A 15,748-nucleotide genomic window follows, 5' to 3' on the forward strand; every position below is an offset into this window, starting at 1 on the left:
CCGGGACCGGGTCAGAGCCGTGGGACCCGCGGGGTCAGCGGGGTTGGGGGGATTCGAGGCGGCGCCAGCGGCGTTCGCGGCGGTCGATTTCGGCGCGGAGGAGGGCTTCGGCGGACCAGCCTTTGGCCTGGGCGGCGGCGGCGAGGTCGAAGAGGGCGCGGGCGATTGCGTGGCGGGAGGGGGGAGGGGCGGGTGGGTTGGTTTCTGGCAGTCCGGCCTTGCGGGCTTTCTTGGAGAGTTTCTCGGCTTTGAGGAGGGCGGGAAGGTGACGGGGAATGCCGTCCAGGGCGGAGGGACGGGCGCGGGGGGTGTCCTTCTTCTCGGCGCGCTTGATGCGGTCCCAGTTGGCCCAGACCTCGTCCACGCCGCGGACGCGGGTGTCGCCGAAGACGTGGGGATGGCGGCGGACAAGTTTGTCCACGAGGAGTTGGGCGACGCGGTCGAGATTGAAGGCGTTGCGTTCGGCGGCGAGCTGGCAGTGAAAGACCACCTGGAGGAGGAGATCGCCGAGTTCCTCGGCCATTTCGTGGTCGTCGCCGGCGTCGATGGCATCGACGAGTTCGTACACCTCCTCGACGGCGTGGAAGCGGAGGGAGCGGTGATCCTGTTCGCGGTCCCAGGGGCAGCCCTCGGGGGAGCGGAGAGTGGCCATCAGTTGGACCAGTTGGCGGAGAGGGGAGAGGCGGCGGGAAGGGGGGCGGGGCATGGGGAACCAGGGGATCGGAGGATCAAAGCAGGACCAGGTCGTCGCGGTGGACCACTTCGTCGGAGCCGGATTCGGCGAGGATCTGATCGGCGCTCCAGCGGGTGAGGCCGCGGGCGAACTCGTGTCCGTCGGGGCCGGTGATGGTCACGACGGCGCCGGCGGGGAAGCGTCCCTGGATGTCCCGGATGCCGGGTCGGAGGAGGCTGCGACCGGAGCGGGTGAGGGCGAGATGGGCGCCGGGATCGACGGAGAGGGAACCGGCGGGGCGGTGGAAGAAGGCGATCCAGCGTTTCCGGCTGGAGAGGCGGCCGGGGCGGGGGACGAAGAGGGTGCCTTCGTCCTCGTGGTCGAGGATGCGGCGGAGGACATCGAACTTGCGGCCGGAGGCGATGACCATGGGGATGCCGGAGCGGGCGGCGATGCGGGCGGCCTGGAGTTTGGTGATCATGCCACCGACGGCGGTGGCGCTGCGGGTACCGGAGGCGAGGGATTCGATGGAGGCATCAAGGGTATCGACCACGGGGACGCGGTGGCAGTCGGGTCGGTCGAAATGGCGGAGGAGGCCGTCGGCGGTGGTGAGGATGACGAGGAGATCGGCGGGGAGGAGGGCGGCGACGAGGGCGGAGAGGCGGTCGTTGTCGCCGAACTTGAGTTCGGTGACGGAGACGGCGTCGTTTTCGTTGATGACGGGGATGAGGCCGCGGCGGAGGAGGGTGAGGAGGGTGTTGCGGGCGTTGAGGTGGCGGGTGTGGTCGGCGAGGTCCTCGTGGGTGAGGAGGACCTGGGCGACGCCGAGGTCGTAGTGGCGGAAGAGGGCCTCGTACATGGCCATGAGGCGGCATTGTCCGACGGCCGCACAGGCCTGGAGCTGGGCGAGATCGCGGGGGCGGGTATCGAAGCCGAGGGCGCCCATGCCGGCGCCGACGGCGCCGGAGGAGACGAGGATGGGTTCGAGGCCGGCGGTGCGGAGGGCGGCGAGCTGGGCGACGAGCTGGGCGAGCTGGACCTGGTCGGGGCGTTTGCGGGCGTCGGTGAGGATGCCGGTCCCGAATTTGACGACGATGCGTCTGGCCTGGCGGAGGAGCGCGGCGCGCACGGCGGTTGTGCTAGCAGGGGGGTGGAGGGGGTCGCGAGTTCAATTTCGCCATTCTCAATCGGGGCAAGTCCCGGCTGAATGGGGGGGCGATGCCCAAACGCACCGACATTCATTCCGTATTGATCATCGGGGCCGGACCGATCGTGATCGGGCAGGCCTGTGAGTTCGACTATTCAGGGACGCAGGCCTGCAAGGCGTTGCGGGAGGAGGGGTACCGGGTGGTGCTGGTGAACTCGAATCCGGCGACGATCATGACGGACCCGGAGTTTGCGGACCGGACCTACATCGAGCCGATCACGCCGGAGTGCGTGGAGAAGATTTTGGTGCGGGAGAAGGCGGAGATGGAACGGATGGGGGCGGAGGGGAAGCTGGTGCTGCTGCCGACGCTGGGGGGGCAGACCGCGTTGAACACGGCGATGCGGTTGCACCGGAGCGGGGCGCTGGAGCGGCACGGTGTGGAGATGATCGGGGCGAAGGCGGACGCGATCGAGCGGGGGGAGGACCGGCAGATCTTCAAGGATCTGATGATCACCATTGGGCTGGACGTGCCGGTGAGCGGGACGGCGCACACGCTGGAGGAGGCGCGGGAGATTGCCGAGCGGATCGGGCGGCTGCCGTTGATCATCCGACCGGCGTTCACGCTGGGGGGGACGGGGGGTGGGATTGCGTACAACCGGGACGAGTTCGAGGAGATCGCCAAGCGCGGGATGGACCTGTCGCCGGTGAACGAGATCCTGATCGAGGAGTCGCTGCTGGGCTGGAAGGAGTACGAAATGGAGGTCATGCGGGACCGGGCGGACAACTGCGTGATTGTCTGTTCGATCGAGAATTTCGACCCGATGGGGGTGCACACGGGGGACTCGATCACGGTGGCGCCGATCCAGACGTTGACCGACAAGGAGTATCAGATCATGCGGAACGCGAGTTTCGCGGTGATCCGGGCGGTGGGGGTGGAGACGGGGGGATCGAACATCCAGTTTGCGGTGGATCCAGACACGGGCCGGATGGTGGTGATCGAGATGAACCCCCGGGTGTCGCGGAGTTCGGCGCTGGCGTCGAAGGCCACCGGGTTCCCGATCGCCAAGATCGCGGCGAAGCTGGCCGTGGGATACCTGCTGGACGAGATCCGCAACGACATCACGCGGGAGACGCCGGCCAGCTTCGAGCCGACGATCGACTATGTGGTCACCAAGATCCCGCGGTTTGCGTTTGAGAAGTTTCCGCAGGCGGACCCGACGCTGACCACGCAGATGAAGAGCGTGGGGGAGGCGATGGCGATCGGGCGGACGTTCAAGGAGAGCCTGCAGAAGTGTCTTCGGTCGCTGGAGATCGGGCGCAGCGGATTGGGGGGGGACGGGAAGCCCTGGCGCATCGGCAATGAGGTGTACGGCGACCGGGACATCCTGCCGCGGGACGTCATCCGGGCGAAGTTGAGCGTACCGAACGCGGAGCGGGTGTTCTTCCTGAGGCACGCCCTGCGCGCGGGGTTCACCGTGGACGAGGTGTTCGCGCTGACGAAGATCGACCGGTGGTTCCTGACGCAGATCCGCGAGATTGTGGACTTCGAGGAACGCCTGGCGCAGGAGCACCCGGATGCCCGGTCTGCCGCCCAACCCGCCCAGATCGCATGCGCGTCCTGATCGTCCCGGACAAGTTCAAGGGGACCCTGGCCGCGGGAAAGGTGGCCGAGGCGATGGCGGCGGGCTGGCGTCGGGCACGACCGGGCGACGAGGTGGAGGAGCTGCCGATGAGCGACGGCGGGGATGGGTTCGGCGCGGTGATCGGCGGGTTGCTGGGGGCGCGGACGCGGTGGGTGCAGACCGTGGATGCGGCGAACCGTCCCATCCGGGCGCGCTGGTGGTGGGCGGGCGGGAAGGGGGGGGATGGGGAGTCCCGGGGGCAGGCGGTCATCGAGGCGGCGCAGTCGAACGGGTTGGCCCTGCTGCCGACAGGGCGGTTCCACCCGGTGGATCTCGATACCACGGGAGTCGGACGCCTGCTGACGGCGGCGGTGGGGGCGGGGGCGGAGCGATGTCTGATCGGGGTGGGGGGAAGCGCGACCAACGACGGCGGCTTCGGTGTGGGGCGCTGGCTGGGGTGGCGGTTTCTCGACAAGGAGGGGCACGAGATCCGGAAGTGGACTGACCTGGATCAACTGATGGCGATCGAAGCGCCGGCGCAGGGACTGCCCCGTGGGGAGTTCGTGGTGGCGACCGACGTGGGGAATCCGTTGCTGGGGCCGGAGGGGGCGTCCCGGGTGTACGGGCCCCAGAAGGGACTGAACCGCGACGACATTGTGAGGGCGGAGCGGTGCCTGCGGCAGTTGGCACGGGTGGTGGAGGACACGCTGGGTTTCAGCAGCGAACGGCCCGGGTGCGGCGCGGCCGGTGGGCTGGGATTCGGACTTCAGGTCTTCCTCAAGGCGGGCCGGGAGCTGGGCTTCGACGTATTTGCCCGGTTGTCCGAACTCGCACGGCGGGTGGCCGGTGCGGATCTGGTGCTGACCGGGGAGGGGTCGGTGGACGAGTCGAGCCTGATGGGCAAGGGGGTTGGGCAGTTGATCGAGTGTTGCGCCCGGTTGGGCAGGCCGGTGGTGCTGGTCGGGGGGCGCGTGGATCTGGGGCGCCAGCGGCCGGGCGGAATCCTTGGGGTGGGCAGCCTGGTCGAGCGTGTCGGGGAAGGGCAGGCCATGCGGCGCACGGCAGCCGCGCTGAGGACGGTCACTGCGGGACTGGCGAAGGAACTGGCGAAGGAACTGGGGACGTTGGCATGAACCCGGCGGACCGGAGGCGCCCGGTCGTGTGACGGCGGGAAGGAGGGGAGACGGGTCACTGGCCGGGTTCGGTGCGTTGGACCCGATGGAGGATGAAGCCGTGAGGGGCGCGGGAGATCGGGTGTTCGAACCGGAAGGTGCGGTATCGGTGGAAGGGTGAGAGTGGCGGCAGAGTGTCGGCGAGGGCCGGGACCACTTCCACCAGCCGGGCGCCTTGGGAGGCGGGCGCTGCGAGGTGCGGGATGGGAACCAGGGCGTCCACGGCATGACCGGTGCCGGCTGCCACGGAACCGTCCGCCCGATGAAGGTACTCGAGACGGACCGGGGCGGCGAAGGTCCACGCCAAGTGGTGTGCGCCATCCAGTTCGATGAGGTGGGCCCGACTGCGGGCCGGATCCTTCGAGGAGAGGGGATCGGTATCGCGCAGGTACTCGATCAGGGCGCTGCGTCCATCGCCGTCGAGATCCGCCGTCTCGTCGAAGGTGTCGAGCCCGCGAGTCAGGGCCCACTGGAGGAATTCACCGGGCGGCACGCCGCTGGGAGGGCGCCCGGTTCCCTGGGCGAAGACAAGGTCGTACAGGTGCCAGTTGAGGTTCTGGATGGGGCCCCCGAACGGGTTGGGGAGGTATCCGAAGGCGCCCCCCGCCGGGTAGAAATCGTGAAGCCGGCCGCCCACCCAGGTGGGATGTCCATCCAACCATTCGATCCGGCAGAAGATCCGGGTGCCGGGCGTGACGGGCACCGAATCGGGGAAGGAGAAGATCAGCCATGCGGTGGTATCGACCGGAATGGCCACTGTGTCGCTCTCGGCGAGGAGATCCGACAGGACGCTGGTGCGCGTGTCGAGGGAGGCGTACAGGCGGACGCGGAGCCTGCCTGGTGCGGGCAGGTTGCCGGGCTGCGTGCGGTTTTGGAACACGAAGGCGATCCAGTCGATGAACGGCTGCTTCGGGGTGAAGGACTGGCCCATGATGGTCTGCGGGGTATTGAAGACCTGGCGGATGCCCATCGGGGTGGTGTGCTGGTCGAGGACGAGGTAGGGAGGCAGCGGGGGCCGGGGCAGCAGGCCTTCGAAACCGATGCCGGGATCGAACGGACGTGGGATGTAATCGTCATCCGCCCAGGCTGGTGCCTGGGCGAAAGCGATGCCGAGGAGGAGGGGTATCAGCCACGGGTTCCGGCATCGCTGGCGGCCGCAATTGCCGGCAGGAATGAAACGAGGCAGGGCCAAACTCACGGGCCGAGTCTGACACGACCATTGCTCCACGTCGAAGGCGTTGCGTGTCGATCAAGCGGTGATGGGTGGGTTTCGCCCCCGATCGAGTCGCTTAAATGGCTGCTGAAAGGGTCCAGTCGCTGGGAAGGCAAGGAAGAAAAATGGTCGGGACGGTGAGATTTGAACTCACGACCTCTTCCACCCCAAGGAAGCGCGCTACCAAGCTACGCTACGTCCCGACCACAGGATGCCGTGCGCTGACGGCGGGGGCAGTCTAGGTGGCGGGCAGATGAGTTCAATGAGGAAAGTTGCCTGGTGTGCACGCTCGGTGCATGCCGGAGTTGTGGGTGAGGATGCAGCGAATCGGAGGGACGAGCTCCGCGAGTCCTCCATCCATGGCACCACTCCGCTGCGGCCTCGTGGAACTCGCCCTCCGAGACGACGCTTCGCGAGTCCGGGTGGGGGAAGACGCTAATGCGTGGATTCCGAGCGGATGGGCTGGGGGAGGGCGGGTCCGATGAGGACGGTGCATTCGCCTTTCCAGGTGCGGCCGCGGGTGGTGGCAAGGAGGTCGGAGGGGGTTCCGCGCAAGAATTCCTCGAAGCGTTTGGTGAGTTCGCGGGCGATGACGACGGGGCGTGCGGGGAGGACTTCGGCGAGATCGGTGAGGAGCTTTTCGATGCGATAGGGGGATTCGTAGAGGGCGACGGTTCCTTCGAGGGGAGCGAGGGCTTCGATCTGGCGGCGGCGTTGACCGGACTTGTGAGGCAGGAATCCGATGAAGTGAAGGGTGTCGGTGGGCAATCCGCTGGCGGAGAGGGCGGCGATGAAGGCGCAGGGTCCGGGCACGGCTTCGACACGGCATCCGGCGTCGAGGACGGCACGAACGACGCGCTGGCCGGGGTCGCTGATGCCGGGGGTGCCGGCGTCGGTGACGAGGGCGAGGCATTCGCCATGACGGAGGCGTTCGAGGAGTTCAGCGCTGCGCCGGGCTTCGTTGAAGCGGTGGGTGCTGAGGAGGGGCTTTCGGATGCCGAAGTGCTGGAGGAGGCGTCCGGTGTGGCGGGTGTCCTCGGCGGCAATGGCATGGCAGTCGCGGAGGGTCCGGAGCGCGCGGAGGGTGATGTCTTCGAGGTTTCCGATGGGGGTGGCGACGAGGTAGAGGGTGCCAGGTTGGAGCGGGGGTGGATGGGGGGCGGCCGGGGGTGCTGGGGCGGGCATGGGATTGGGCGGGGTGGGGGCCGTTTGAGCGGGGTGGGTCATGGTGTGGAGCGGGTATCCGCCGGGGAGTTGGGGTGTGGGGGAGGTGTCGAGGGCGAGGCGGGCGGGGCGGGGTGAGGGGTTGGGTGCCGGTGAAAGGAGCGGCGGGCGAGGGCGAGGGCGGCGAGGGTGAGAAGGCCTCCGAAGAAGAAGGCGGCGCCGGGGAGATGGACGGGGGAGCTGGTACCGATGAAGAACCCGAACAGGCTGGTGGCAACGGGGGGGCCGATGATGCCGGTGAGGCTGGCGAGGCTGGCGAGGGCGCCCTGGACGGCGCCTTGTTCGGAGTCGAGGACGCTGCGGGAGATGAGACCATGGACGGCGGGGCCGGCGAGACCGGCGAGGGAACCGATCACGATGAGGCCGTAGAGCATCCAGCCCTGGGTGGCGAGGCCGTAGGCGACGAAGGTGAGGGCGCCCATGGTGAGTCCGAGGGACATGGCGCGACGTTCACCGAGGCGGGGGATGACAAGGCGGGTCAGGCCGCCCTGCACGATCGCGGCCATGAGGCCGACCAGGGCGAGGGAGAGTCCGGTCTGGCCGACCGTCCAGCCGAAGCGGTACCCGGTGTAAAGGACCCAGTTGGAGGGGTACACCTGGTGGGCGATCTGGATGAGGAAGAAGGCTCCGGTGAGGCCGAAGACGAGGGGGTAACGCCGCAGGGCGAGGAGGGCGCCGACCGGATTGGCGCGGGTCCAGCGAAAGGGGCTCCGGTTTTCGGGGGCAAGGGATTCCGGGAGGATGAAGACGCCATAGAGCCAGTTCAGGAGGGTGAGACCGGCGGCGACGAGGAAGGGGATGCGGAGACCGACGTCCCCGAGCAGTCCGCCAAGGGCGGGGCCGGCAATGAAACCGAGGCCAAAGGCGGCGCCCACGAGGCCGAAGTTCTGGGCGCGCCGCTCGGGGGGGCTGATATCGGCGATGTAGGCACTGGCGGCGGTGATGTTGGCTCCGGCGATACCGGCAATGATGCGACCGACGAAGAACCAGGGGAGGGTCGGGGCGAAGGCGAGGAAAAGGTAGTCGAGTCCGGAGCCGAGCAACGAGCAGAGGATCACCGGGCGGCGTCCGAAGCGGTCGGACAGGCTGCCGAGCAGCGGGGCGAAAAGGAACTGCATCAGGGAGTAGAGTGCCGCGAGCCAGCCGAAGGTGAACGAGGCGGCGGTGACGCTGCCGCCCTGAAAGCTTTCGATCAGGCGCGGGAGGATGGGGATGATCAGGCCGATCCCAAAGATGTCGAGGAAGAGGGTGAAAAGGATGAAGGGCAGGGCTGGCTTCCGGGACGACATCAAGGGGCCCATGACAAGGGCATTCCGTGGGCGGGGGCAAGGCGGGTGTTGCTTCCCAATTCGTTTTGAGGGTGGCGCGAGGCGGGGAGGGGGGTGAACCTCGGGGTGGAGGGGGGGGTGCAAATGAACGAAAACGGGCTGCATGTGCACGGAGTTTCCGTCCATTTGGGGAGTGGAAGTGCGGTGTGGAGTGGGGGGTTGGCGGGTGGCAGGGAGGGGGGCGAATCCCGGGTGGAGGAGTGGTGCAAATGAACGGAAACTGGGTGCATGTGCACGTAGTTTCCGTCCATTTTGGGAGTGGGGGTGCGGTGTGGAGCGGGGGTTGGGGAGCGGCAGGGAGGGGGGCGAATCCCGGGTGGAGGAGTGGTGCAAATGAACGGAAACTGGGTGCATGTGCACGTAGTTTCCGTTCATTATGTAGAGTGGAGGAGGGTCAGTCGAGGGGTTGGAGGAGGATTTCGCCGAGGTCGATCAGGGAGGGGTCGGAGTGTTCGGGGACGATAATGGGGGCAATGAGCATGGTGGGGATCGTGCCGGGACCGGGTTGGACCCCGGCGGGCAACAGGCCGGCCTGAACGTGGTAGCTGCCGGGCGGGACTTCGCCGGATTCCCAGCGCCGGTCGGAGGTGGGCGCGAGGGGGATATGGACGGCTCCCGCGAGAGCGGCGCGGATGTCCGGTTGCCGGGCCCAGCGCTGGAGGGCGTCCGGGTCCTGGCGGATGGCGGCTGGAGGAATGGGGGTCGCGGTGGCAAGGACGGCGAAGTGGAGGATGCCGTCCATGCCGGGAGGCAGGCGGAGGCCGAGGCGGACCAGGCGGTCGTTGAGGCCGAGTTCCACGCGGTGGGTTTCGCCGGGTTTCAAGTCGAGACGGCCGCGGGGCTTGTGGCCCCAGGAGGTGCGGCCCGGCGCATGAGAAGTTTCCAGCAATTGGATGAGCTGGAGGGGAACAGGGGGCGCGAGGGGGAAGGTGAAGCGGCCTTCGGCATCGCTCGACGGGCGGAAGCCTTCGAAGTCGAAGTCGGCCGCCTGGAGGGGCAGGTCCGGGAACGAAAGGGTGAACAGCGCGTTGGAAGCGGGCTGCCCGCCCTGCCAGACGAGGCCCTCGATGCGGGCCCAGGGTTGAAGCCGGACTGTGGGGTCCCTGGAGAGGTCGGCGGGCTGGACCATGGCAAAGCCGACGGGATGCACGACCAGGACCCGGAGCACTTCGGGGTCCGGGGACCAGCGGAACTGTCCCTGGGCATCGGTGGCGAGGTGGGTGGTGAACCGGCGGTCGAGACGGCCGGGGAGCAGCTTCAGTTGGGCGCCTTCGGTGACCTGTCCGACGTCGGCGTCCGGCACGGGACGCTGGTCCGGTCCGAGTACGGTCACCTGGACAGTGGCGGCGGGTTCGAGGCGGATTTCGAGGGAGACGTCGCCTTCGTCGTGGGCGACGTGGCGGCTGACGAACGGGGCGTAGTCGTCGGCCTCGAACTTGAAGAGGTAACCTGGATTGGCCATGCCTCCGATGGCGGCCTCTTCCATGGCGTGGCGAAAGGTCCCGCCCTCGAAGTCCAGGAGGAACCGGTCAAGGGTGCTCCAGCGGGGCGAGCCGGAGGTATCCGGCCAGCCGACGGTCATGCGGAAGCCGGGGACGGGCTGGCCGGACGTGGCGTCGGTGACCGTGCCGGAGACGACGAGGGCGGGTGGAAGGACGACGACGTGTTCCTCTTCGGCCGGGCGCAGGGGAACGCTGCTGACGCGCATGTGGCCGCGCTTGTGGAAGTCGAACTGCATTTCGCGGTCCGGGGCGTCCCACCACACGACGCCGCCGAGGGCGTCGGTCAGGGGATTGAACTGAACCTGGATGGGAGGCGGAGGGGGGGTCTGACCTGGAGCTGTGTGCCGGGCGCCATGGTTGAAGATATCGAGCCAGACGTTGGCGCCTGGAACGGGATTGCCGGCCTGATCCACGACGCGAATGCGAAGGGGGCGTCCCCGATCAAGGACGAGGCGGACGGGTGGCGCGTCGGGGGCGAGTTCGGTTTCGAGGGTGGTGGGGGCGAAACCTTCTGCGGTGGCGGTGACGAAGTTGCCGCCGGGCCTGCAGCCGGGGATGGCGAAGGCTCCGTCGCGATCGGCGGTGGTTTCGCGGCTGCCGGATTCGCTGACACGTCCGACCCGGACCGAGGCGCCCGGGACCGGGCGATCGTCGCGATCCACCACGATGCCGGTGACGGTCACGGCGCGGCCGAGTTGGAAGACCCAGGAACTGTCGCGCAGGCGGGTTTCGGCATCGGCGATGCGGTTGACGAAGATCATGGGGGACCCGACGTGGTCGGGATGACTGGCGCTGCCGTAGAGGTGGCGGAGCATGGAACCGGCGATGCGTTGGATGCGCCAGCGACCGGCGGCATCGGTTTCGACTTCGATCCAGGAGAACTCGTGGTTTTCCGGACCGGGGCGGCGGGTGAGGTCGGATTCGTGATAGAATCCGACCTTGGCTCCGGCGACGGGGAGGCCATCGGCGTCGATGACGGTGCCGCCGATGGGCACGGCCCGTTCCAGGCGAAGGGTCCAGGCGGAGGGGATGGCGATGCCGCGGTCCGGGCGCCATTCGAGGCGGGTGTCGGCGAAGCCCTCGATGCGGGTGGTGAGCTGGAGCCAGGTGGTGCCTGGATCGACTTCGACAAGGCACTCGCCGTGTTCGTCGCCGGTCAGGGAACGTCCCTGGAAGCGGGATTCACGCCAGCCGCGGTACTCGACCGGGGCGTTGGGGATGGGAAGGCCGGTGTCGGCGGCGAGGAGGGTGAGGCGAAGGTGGGAGTCCGATGCGGGCGCGGTCGGGGAGGAGGCGGCCGAGGTTGCGAAGGCCTCTGTGTCGGGCGTGACCCGGGCCTGTGGGGGCTGGGCCGTGTCGGGGGCGGTTCCCGGACGGCCGAGGATGGCATTCGGGGCGGGGGTTGAGGAGGGAACGTCGGAATCGGACGTCCGGAACCAGGTGAGGGTGGCGACGGTGGCCACGGTGACGACACCGGCGGCGAGGAACCCCTTGAAGGGGAGGCTGGCGAGCCAGGAGAGAAGTCCGGTGGTGGCGGGGACGAGGGCTTGAGGCTGGGTTCGGGCGAGGTGACTGGCCGCGGGGGCGAGGGCGGTTCCCCAATCGGGCGGGGCGGCAACGATCGCGCGTTCGGCCAGGAGCCCGGCGAGCAGCGGGACGGAGAGGGTGACGCCGCGGGTGACGAGGAGGGAACGCAGGCGTTCGAGGGCGCGACTGACCCGCTTTTGGGCGGTGTCGTCGCTGATGCCGAGGGCGGCCCCGACGGCGCGGAAATCGAGGCGTTCGTAAAAGCGGAGGAGGATGGCATGGCGATCGGCGGGGCCGAGTTCCTGGATGGCTTCATCGAGGACGGGGGCGAGCTGAGGCCAGGCGGCGTCGGGGGAGGGTTCGGGGGCATCCATGGTGGTGGCGAGGCGCTCGCGGGTTTGGCGGCGTTGTTCGGCCCGACGGACGTTGGAGGCGACGAAGCAGGTGTGGCGATGGAGCCAGGCGGCGAGGTGTCCCTCGTCGGCGACGTTTGGGGCGCGGCGCGCGACGGCCTGACGGGCGAGGTCGGCGAACACGGTCTGGGCGATGTCCCTGGCGAGATGCAGGTCGCCATGGACGCGGCGAAGGGCGACGGAATGGACAAGGTCGAGGTAGCGGCCGACGAGGTCGGCGAAGGCGGCCTCGGAGCCGAGTTCGGCGTAATCGTGCAGCAGTTGGTCGGCGGTCTTCATGCGATATCACTTCTATAAAGCCGGCGGGGGGCGAAATCCGACAGCGGTGGGTGCGCCCATTTCTGGAGCCGACGGGTATTGGTGCATCCCGGAGTTGTGGGTGAGGAGGCAGCGAATCGGAGGGACGAGCTCCGCGAGTCCTCAACCCAACGCGCCACACCGTTGCGGCCTCGTGGAACTCGGCCCTCCGAAGCAAGGCCTGGCGAAGTTTGCACCTCTCCCCACAACTCAGGAAGCATGGGACGGGTATTGAGCGGCCGGCGGGGGCCGGGGTACACTCGGGCATGACGACGAGGGTGGTCTTTGCGGAGGCGCGTTGAGCGATGGACGCCTTCGTGCTTTCCCGGATCCAGTTCGCGGCGAACATCACGTTCCACATTCTTTTTCCGAGCATCACCATCGCGCTGGGGTGGGTGTTGCTGTTCTTCAAGTGGCGGTACTGGAGGACGGGGGAGGATCATTGGATGGCGTTGTACTTCTTCTTCACCAAGGTCTTCGCCTTGAGCTTCAGTCTGGGCGTGGTGAGCGGGGTCACCATGTCGTTTCAGTTCGGCACCAACTGGCCGGGGTACATGAACACCGTCGGGAACATCGCCGGGCCGCTGCTGGCGTACGAGGTGCTGACGGCCTTTTTCCTCGAGGCGACCTTTCTTGGCGTGATGCTCTTCGGGTTTCGCCGGGTGCCCGCGTGGGTGCACACGGGAGCGACGGCGCTGGTCGCGGTGGGAACGACGTTGTCGGCCTTCTGGATCCTCGCGCTCAACAGCTGGATGCACACGCCGACCGGGCATGCGATGGTCGATGGGGTGGCCCACGCCCGGGACTGGTGGGCGGTGGTTTTCAATCCGTCGATGCCGTACCGCCTGGTCCATTCGCTGCTGGCCTCCGGGCTGACGGTGGCCTTTCTCGGGGCGGGCCTGATGGCCTATCGGCAGCTTCGGGGCGATTTCAGCGCGGCGGCCCGTTCCGGCCTGCGGTTCTTTCTGATCCTGGCTGCGGTGCTGGCACCCTTGCAGATGGTTTCCGGGGATCTGCACGGGGTGAACACGCGGGACCATCAGCCCCAGAAGCTGGCGGCCATGGAGGGCCTTTGGGAAGGCGGGACCGGGGTGCCGCTGGTGCTTTTCGCCCTGCCCGACGGACAGGCCCGGACGAACCGGTGGGAGGTGGCCCTCCCCAAGCTGGGCAGCCTCATCGTCACGCGGGATCTGAACGGGCATGTCGAGGGACTGAATGCGTTCGAGGGCGAGCATCCCCCGGTCATGCCCGTATTCTGGAGTTTCCGTGTCATGGTGGGCGTCGGGCTCCTGATGCTGGGCGTGGCGGCGTGGGCGGTGTGGAGGCTGGTGCGTCGCCGGGCGTTTCCGGCCGGGTTCCTGAAGCTTCTGGTGGGGATGACCTTTGCCGGGTGGGTGGCGACGGTGGCGGGCTGGTATGTCACGGAGATCGGGCGGCAACCCTGGCTGGTGCAGGGGATCCTCCGGGCTGCGGACGCGGTGGGGGATGTGCCGCCGTCCCATGTGGGGCTGACGCTGACGGCGTACCTGGTGACGTATGTCTTCCTGCTGCTGGCGTATCTCGGGGCGCTGTTCCATCTGGCCCGCCAGGCGATTCCAAAGCCGGCCGGACCCCAACCTTCCGCTGCGTCATGAACGCCGACCCGGACCATGGCACCTGGTTGCCGTATGCCTTCGCCCTGCTGATCGGGCTGTCGATGCTCCTGTACGCGATTCTCGACGGGTACGATCTCGGGGTGGGGATGTTGTCGCGGCGGGTTGGCCGGAGTGAACGGGACCGGATGATCGGGGCGATCGGGCCGTTCTGGGACGCCAACGAAACGTGGCTGGTGCTGGGGGTTGGCCTGTTGCTGGTGGCGTTCCCGGCCGCGCACGGGATTGTTCTGAGCGAGTTGTATCTGCCGGTGGCGGTGATGATCGTCGGGCTGATCTTCCGTGGCGTTTCCTTCGACTTCCGGAAGAAGGTGCCCGCCTGGCGCCAGGAACGGTGGGACCGGGCGTTCTTCATCGGTTCGCTGGTGGTGGCGTTGAGCCAGGGCTACATGGTGGGCCGGTTCATGACGGGGATGCAGCCGGGACTCGCGAGCCACTGTTTTGCGGCCTTCTTCGGGGTGCTGGTGGTTGCCGGCTACGGCCTGATGGGGGCCACCTGGCTGATATTGAAGTGCGACGGCGCCCTTCAGCGCCGGGCGATCGGATGGGCGCGCCGGGCGATCTGGGCGATGGTGGCAGGAGCGCTTCTGAGCAGCCTGATCGCCCCGATCCTCGACACCCGGATCTACGACCGGATGTTCGCTTTTCCCGAAGTCACCCTGCTCGTTGCCATGCCCCTGATCTCGATTGCCCTGACGACGATCATGCATTTCCTGCTGGGCATCCTGCCATTGCCGGAGGATCGCCTGGCGTGGATGCCGTTCGGGATCGCCGTGCTGATCTTCGTGCTCGGGTTCCTCGGGCTGGTGTACAGCTTCTACCCGTACATCATCCCCGGCCGGCTGCGGATCGCGGACGCCGCCGCCGCGCCCGAATCACTGCGGATCATCTTCATCGGCACCATCATCGTGCTGCCGTTCCTCATGGGCTACACTGCGCTCGCCTATCGGATCTTTCGGGGGAAGGCCACGGATCTCTCGTACGATTGATGGAGGGCGGACCCAGAACGGATGAAGCTTTTCGGATTGGGGCGACACGAATCGGCCTCCAGCCCTGAACGTGTCTTCGTGAACGTGTCTTCGGTTCTGACCCTTGGGGCCCCGCCGGCCCCACCTCCGGAGGTGGGTCATTACCCTCAACCTCCGCCGAATGGGCCCCGCATGATGCGGCCATCGAGCCCCCACAACGCCTCAACGGTTCGGTGGAGCGCAATGTTGTTGGCTGCACTACTGGATCTCAACCAAAGCATCACCTTTCGAAATAAATCGAAATGCCTCGTCGAGGTGGTCGGCGAGAATCCGCTTGAGCACAGCTTCGGAAGTGTTCCCGCACCGAAGCCAGATGATTGCGGGCGGAGATCCAAGGCGACCGACCAGGTCAATGAAATCCTTGTCTTTGGTCAAATTGATCGCGCCAGCTTGTCTGGCTCGGTCGAAGACCTCCTCATCATCAGCGTCTCGAAGCCCAAGGTCTCGGAGCGCTCGAGCGTCATGCCCGAGGCTTTCCTGAATCCATTGGGCGATGCCTGGGGAGAGATGAGCATCGAGCCAAATCATGCCGCGATTACGGGGTGGTCGATGCCTCTCCTGGCATAGGTGATGGAAGCGGTGATGTCTTCCCGTTCCAAATCGGGCATCTCATCCAGGATCTGATCAAAACTCAGCCCGGCAGCGAGCAGGTCAAGAACGTCTGTCACGCGAATTCTCATTCCGCGAATACAGGGCCGTCCCCCACACTGCCGGGGATTGATCGTGATTCTTGGTTGCTCCGCACTCATCCCACAAGGCTAGCGCATGATCCCAGACGGTCGATTCAATTCTTCAGCCAACGTCGAGGTGAGGGAACTCTGGCGGGAGACCATGGCAGCCGGGAGTCAACACTCAACCCTCTGGGATCAAAGCCGAGCTACGCGCCGGGCACCGGTTCCCTCGACCGACTGTTGGGCATTCCCATCATAGTCGCATCCGGTCATTCCAAC

Annotated in this window: 11 protein-coding genes, 1 tRNA gene and 1 pseudogene; 4 read left to right on the forward strand and 9 right to left on the reverse strand. The window is 67.3% G+C overall.

The genetic code is table 11. From position 1 onward, the window contains the following. Positions 1-34 precede the first annotated feature (34 nt). Both KF833_19860 and proB read right to left on the reverse strand, forming a co-directional pair. Positions 35-706 (reverse strand): MazG family protein, encoded by a 672-nt coding sequence (locus KF833_19860; GenBank protein MBX3747571.1) that lies wholly within the window; start codon positions 704-706, stop codon positions 35-37. A 22-nt stretch (positions 707-728) separates the two neighbouring features. Further along, a complete protein-coding gene (gene proB / locus KF833_19865) occupies positions 729-1,802 on the reverse strand; it encodes a glutamate 5-kinase (protein MBX3747572.1) in 1,074 nt (357 codons plus the stop codon). An 89-nt stretch (positions 1,803-1,891) separates the two neighbouring features. Here proB and carB point away from each other — a divergent pair, with 89 nt between their 5' ends. Continuing rightward, positions 1,892-3,442: a carbamoyl-phosphate synthase large subunit gene (gene carB, locus KF833_19870; GenBank protein ID MBX3747573.1), complete on the forward strand. Its 1,551-nt coding sequence runs from the start codon at positions 1,892-1,894 to the stop codon at positions 3,440-3,442. Then, entirely contained in the window at positions 3,430-4,575 is a 1,146-nt protein-coding gene (locus tag KF833_19875) for a glycerate kinase (protein MBX3747574.1), read from the forward strand. Before carB ends, KF833_19875 begins: the two co-directional genes overlap by 13 nt. A gap of 55 nt (positions 4,576-4,630) precedes the next feature. Here KF833_19875 and KF833_19880 read toward each other — a convergent pair whose 3' ends face one another. From KF833_19880 to KF833_19900, 5 genes and pseudogenes are all read right to left on the reverse strand, one after another. Next, positions 4,631-5,812: a hypothetical protein gene (locus KF833_19880; GenBank protein MBX3747575.1), complete on the reverse strand. Its 1,182-nt coding sequence runs from the start codon at positions 5,810-5,812 to the stop codon at positions 4,631-4,633. Between the two features lie 141 nt (positions 5,813-5,953). Next, a tRNA-Pro gene (locus tag KF833_19885) sits at positions 5,954-6,030 on the reverse strand. A gap of 232 nt (positions 6,031-6,262) precedes the next feature. Beyond that, positions 6,263-7,012 (reverse strand): 16S rRNA (cytidine(1402)-2'-O)-methyltransferase, encoded by a 750-nt coding sequence (gene rsmI, locus KF833_19890; GenBank protein ID MBX3747576.1) that lies wholly within the window; start codon positions 7,010-7,012, stop codon positions 6,263-6,265. Beyond that, positions 6,996-8,340: pseudogene (locus KF833_19895) on the reverse strand (TCR/Tet family MFS transporter). The gene rsmI and the pseudogene KF833_19895 overlap by 17 nt, the downstream one beginning before the upstream one ends. Positions 8,341-8,773: 433 nt before the next feature. After that, the gene (locus tag KF833_19900; protein ID MBX3747577.1) at positions 8,774-12,100 is read right to left on the reverse strand and encodes a sigma-70 family RNA polymerase sigma factor; all 3,327 of its coding nucleotides are present in this window, start codon (positions 12,098-12,100) and stop codon (positions 8,774-8,776) included. Between the two features lie 323 nt (positions 12,101-12,423). On the opposite strand from KF833_19900, the gene KF833_19905 reads away from it, so the two are divergent. Beyond that, the gene (locus tag KF833_19905; protein ID MBX3747578.1) at positions 12,424-13,752 is read left to right on the forward strand and encodes a cytochrome ubiquinol oxidase subunit I; all 1,329 of its coding nucleotides are present in this window, start codon (positions 12,424-12,426) and stop codon (positions 13,750-13,752) included. Beyond that, positions 13,749-14,759, forward strand: a complete 1,011-nt coding sequence (gene cydB, locus KF833_19910; protein ID MBX3747579.1) for a cytochrome d ubiquinol oxidase subunit II — start codon at positions 13,749-13,751, stop codon at positions 14,757-14,759. The genes KF833_19905 and cydB overlap by 4 nt, the downstream gene beginning before the upstream one ends. 237 nt (positions 14,760-14,996) lie before the next feature. On the opposite strand, the gene KF833_19915 is transcribed toward cydB, so the two are convergent. Together KF833_19915 and KF833_19920 are read right to left on the reverse strand one after the other, a co-directional pair. Then, the gene (locus tag KF833_19915) at positions 14,997-15,326 is read right to left on the reverse strand and encodes a DUF5615 family PIN-like protein (GenBank protein MBX3747580.1); all 330 of its coding nucleotides are present in this window, start codon (positions 15,324-15,326) and stop codon (positions 14,997-14,999) included. Then, positions 15,323-15,547 carry a DUF433 domain-containing protein gene (locus KF833_19920; GenBank protein MBX3747581.1) on the reverse strand — a complete coding sequence of 75 codons (225 nt, stop codon included), beginning with the start codon at positions 15,545-15,547 and terminating at the stop codon, positions 15,323-15,325. Before KF833_19920 ends, KF833_19915 begins: the two co-directional genes overlap by 4 nt. Between the last annotated feature and the right edge of the window lie 201 nt (positions 15,548-15,748).

The organism is Verrucomicrobiia bacterium, from assembly GCA_019634625.1.
Lineage (GTDB): Bacteria > Verrucomicrobiota > Verrucomicrobiia > Limisphaerales > CAIMTB01 > CAIMTB01.

What these genes read in the sequence shown, in the direction of transcription:
- rsmI (MBX3747576.1), bottom strand. Translation starts at nt 7,012, where the DNA reads ATGCCCGCCCCAGCACCCCCGGCCGCCCCCCATCCACCCCCGCTCCAA.
- KF833_19860 (MBX3747571.1), bottom strand. Translation starts at nt 706, where the DNA reads ATGCCCCGCCCCCCTTCCCGCCGCCTCTCCCCTCTCCGCCAACTGGTC.
- KF833_19905 (MBX3747578.1), top strand. Translation starts at nt 12,424, where the DNA reads ATGGACGCCTTCGTGCTTTCCCGGATCCAGTTCGCGGCGAACATCACG.
- KF833_19900 (MBX3747577.1), bottom strand. Translation starts at nt 12,100, where the DNA reads ATGAAGACCGCCGACCAACTGCTGCACGATTACGCCGAACTCGGCTCC.
- cydB (MBX3747579.1), top strand. Translation starts at nt 13,749, where the DNA reads ATGAACGCCGACCCGGACCATGGCACCTGGTTGCCGTATGCCTTCGCC.
- carB (MBX3747573.1), top strand. Translation starts at nt 1,892, where the DNA reads ATGCCCAAACGCACCGACATTCATTCCGTATTGATCATCGGGGCCGGA.
- KF833_19920 (MBX3747581.1), bottom strand. Translation starts at nt 15,547, where the DNA reads ATGAGTGCGGAGCAACCAAGAATCACGATCAATCCCCGGCAGTGTGGG.
- KF833_19875 (MBX3747574.1), top strand. Translation starts at nt 3,430, where the DNA reads ATGCGCGTCCTGATCGTCCCGGACAAGTTCAAGGGGACCCTGGCCGCG.
- KF833_19915 (MBX3747580.1), bottom strand. Translation starts at nt 15,326, where the DNA reads ATGATTTGGCTCGATGCTCATCTCTCCCCAGGCATCGCCCAATGGATT.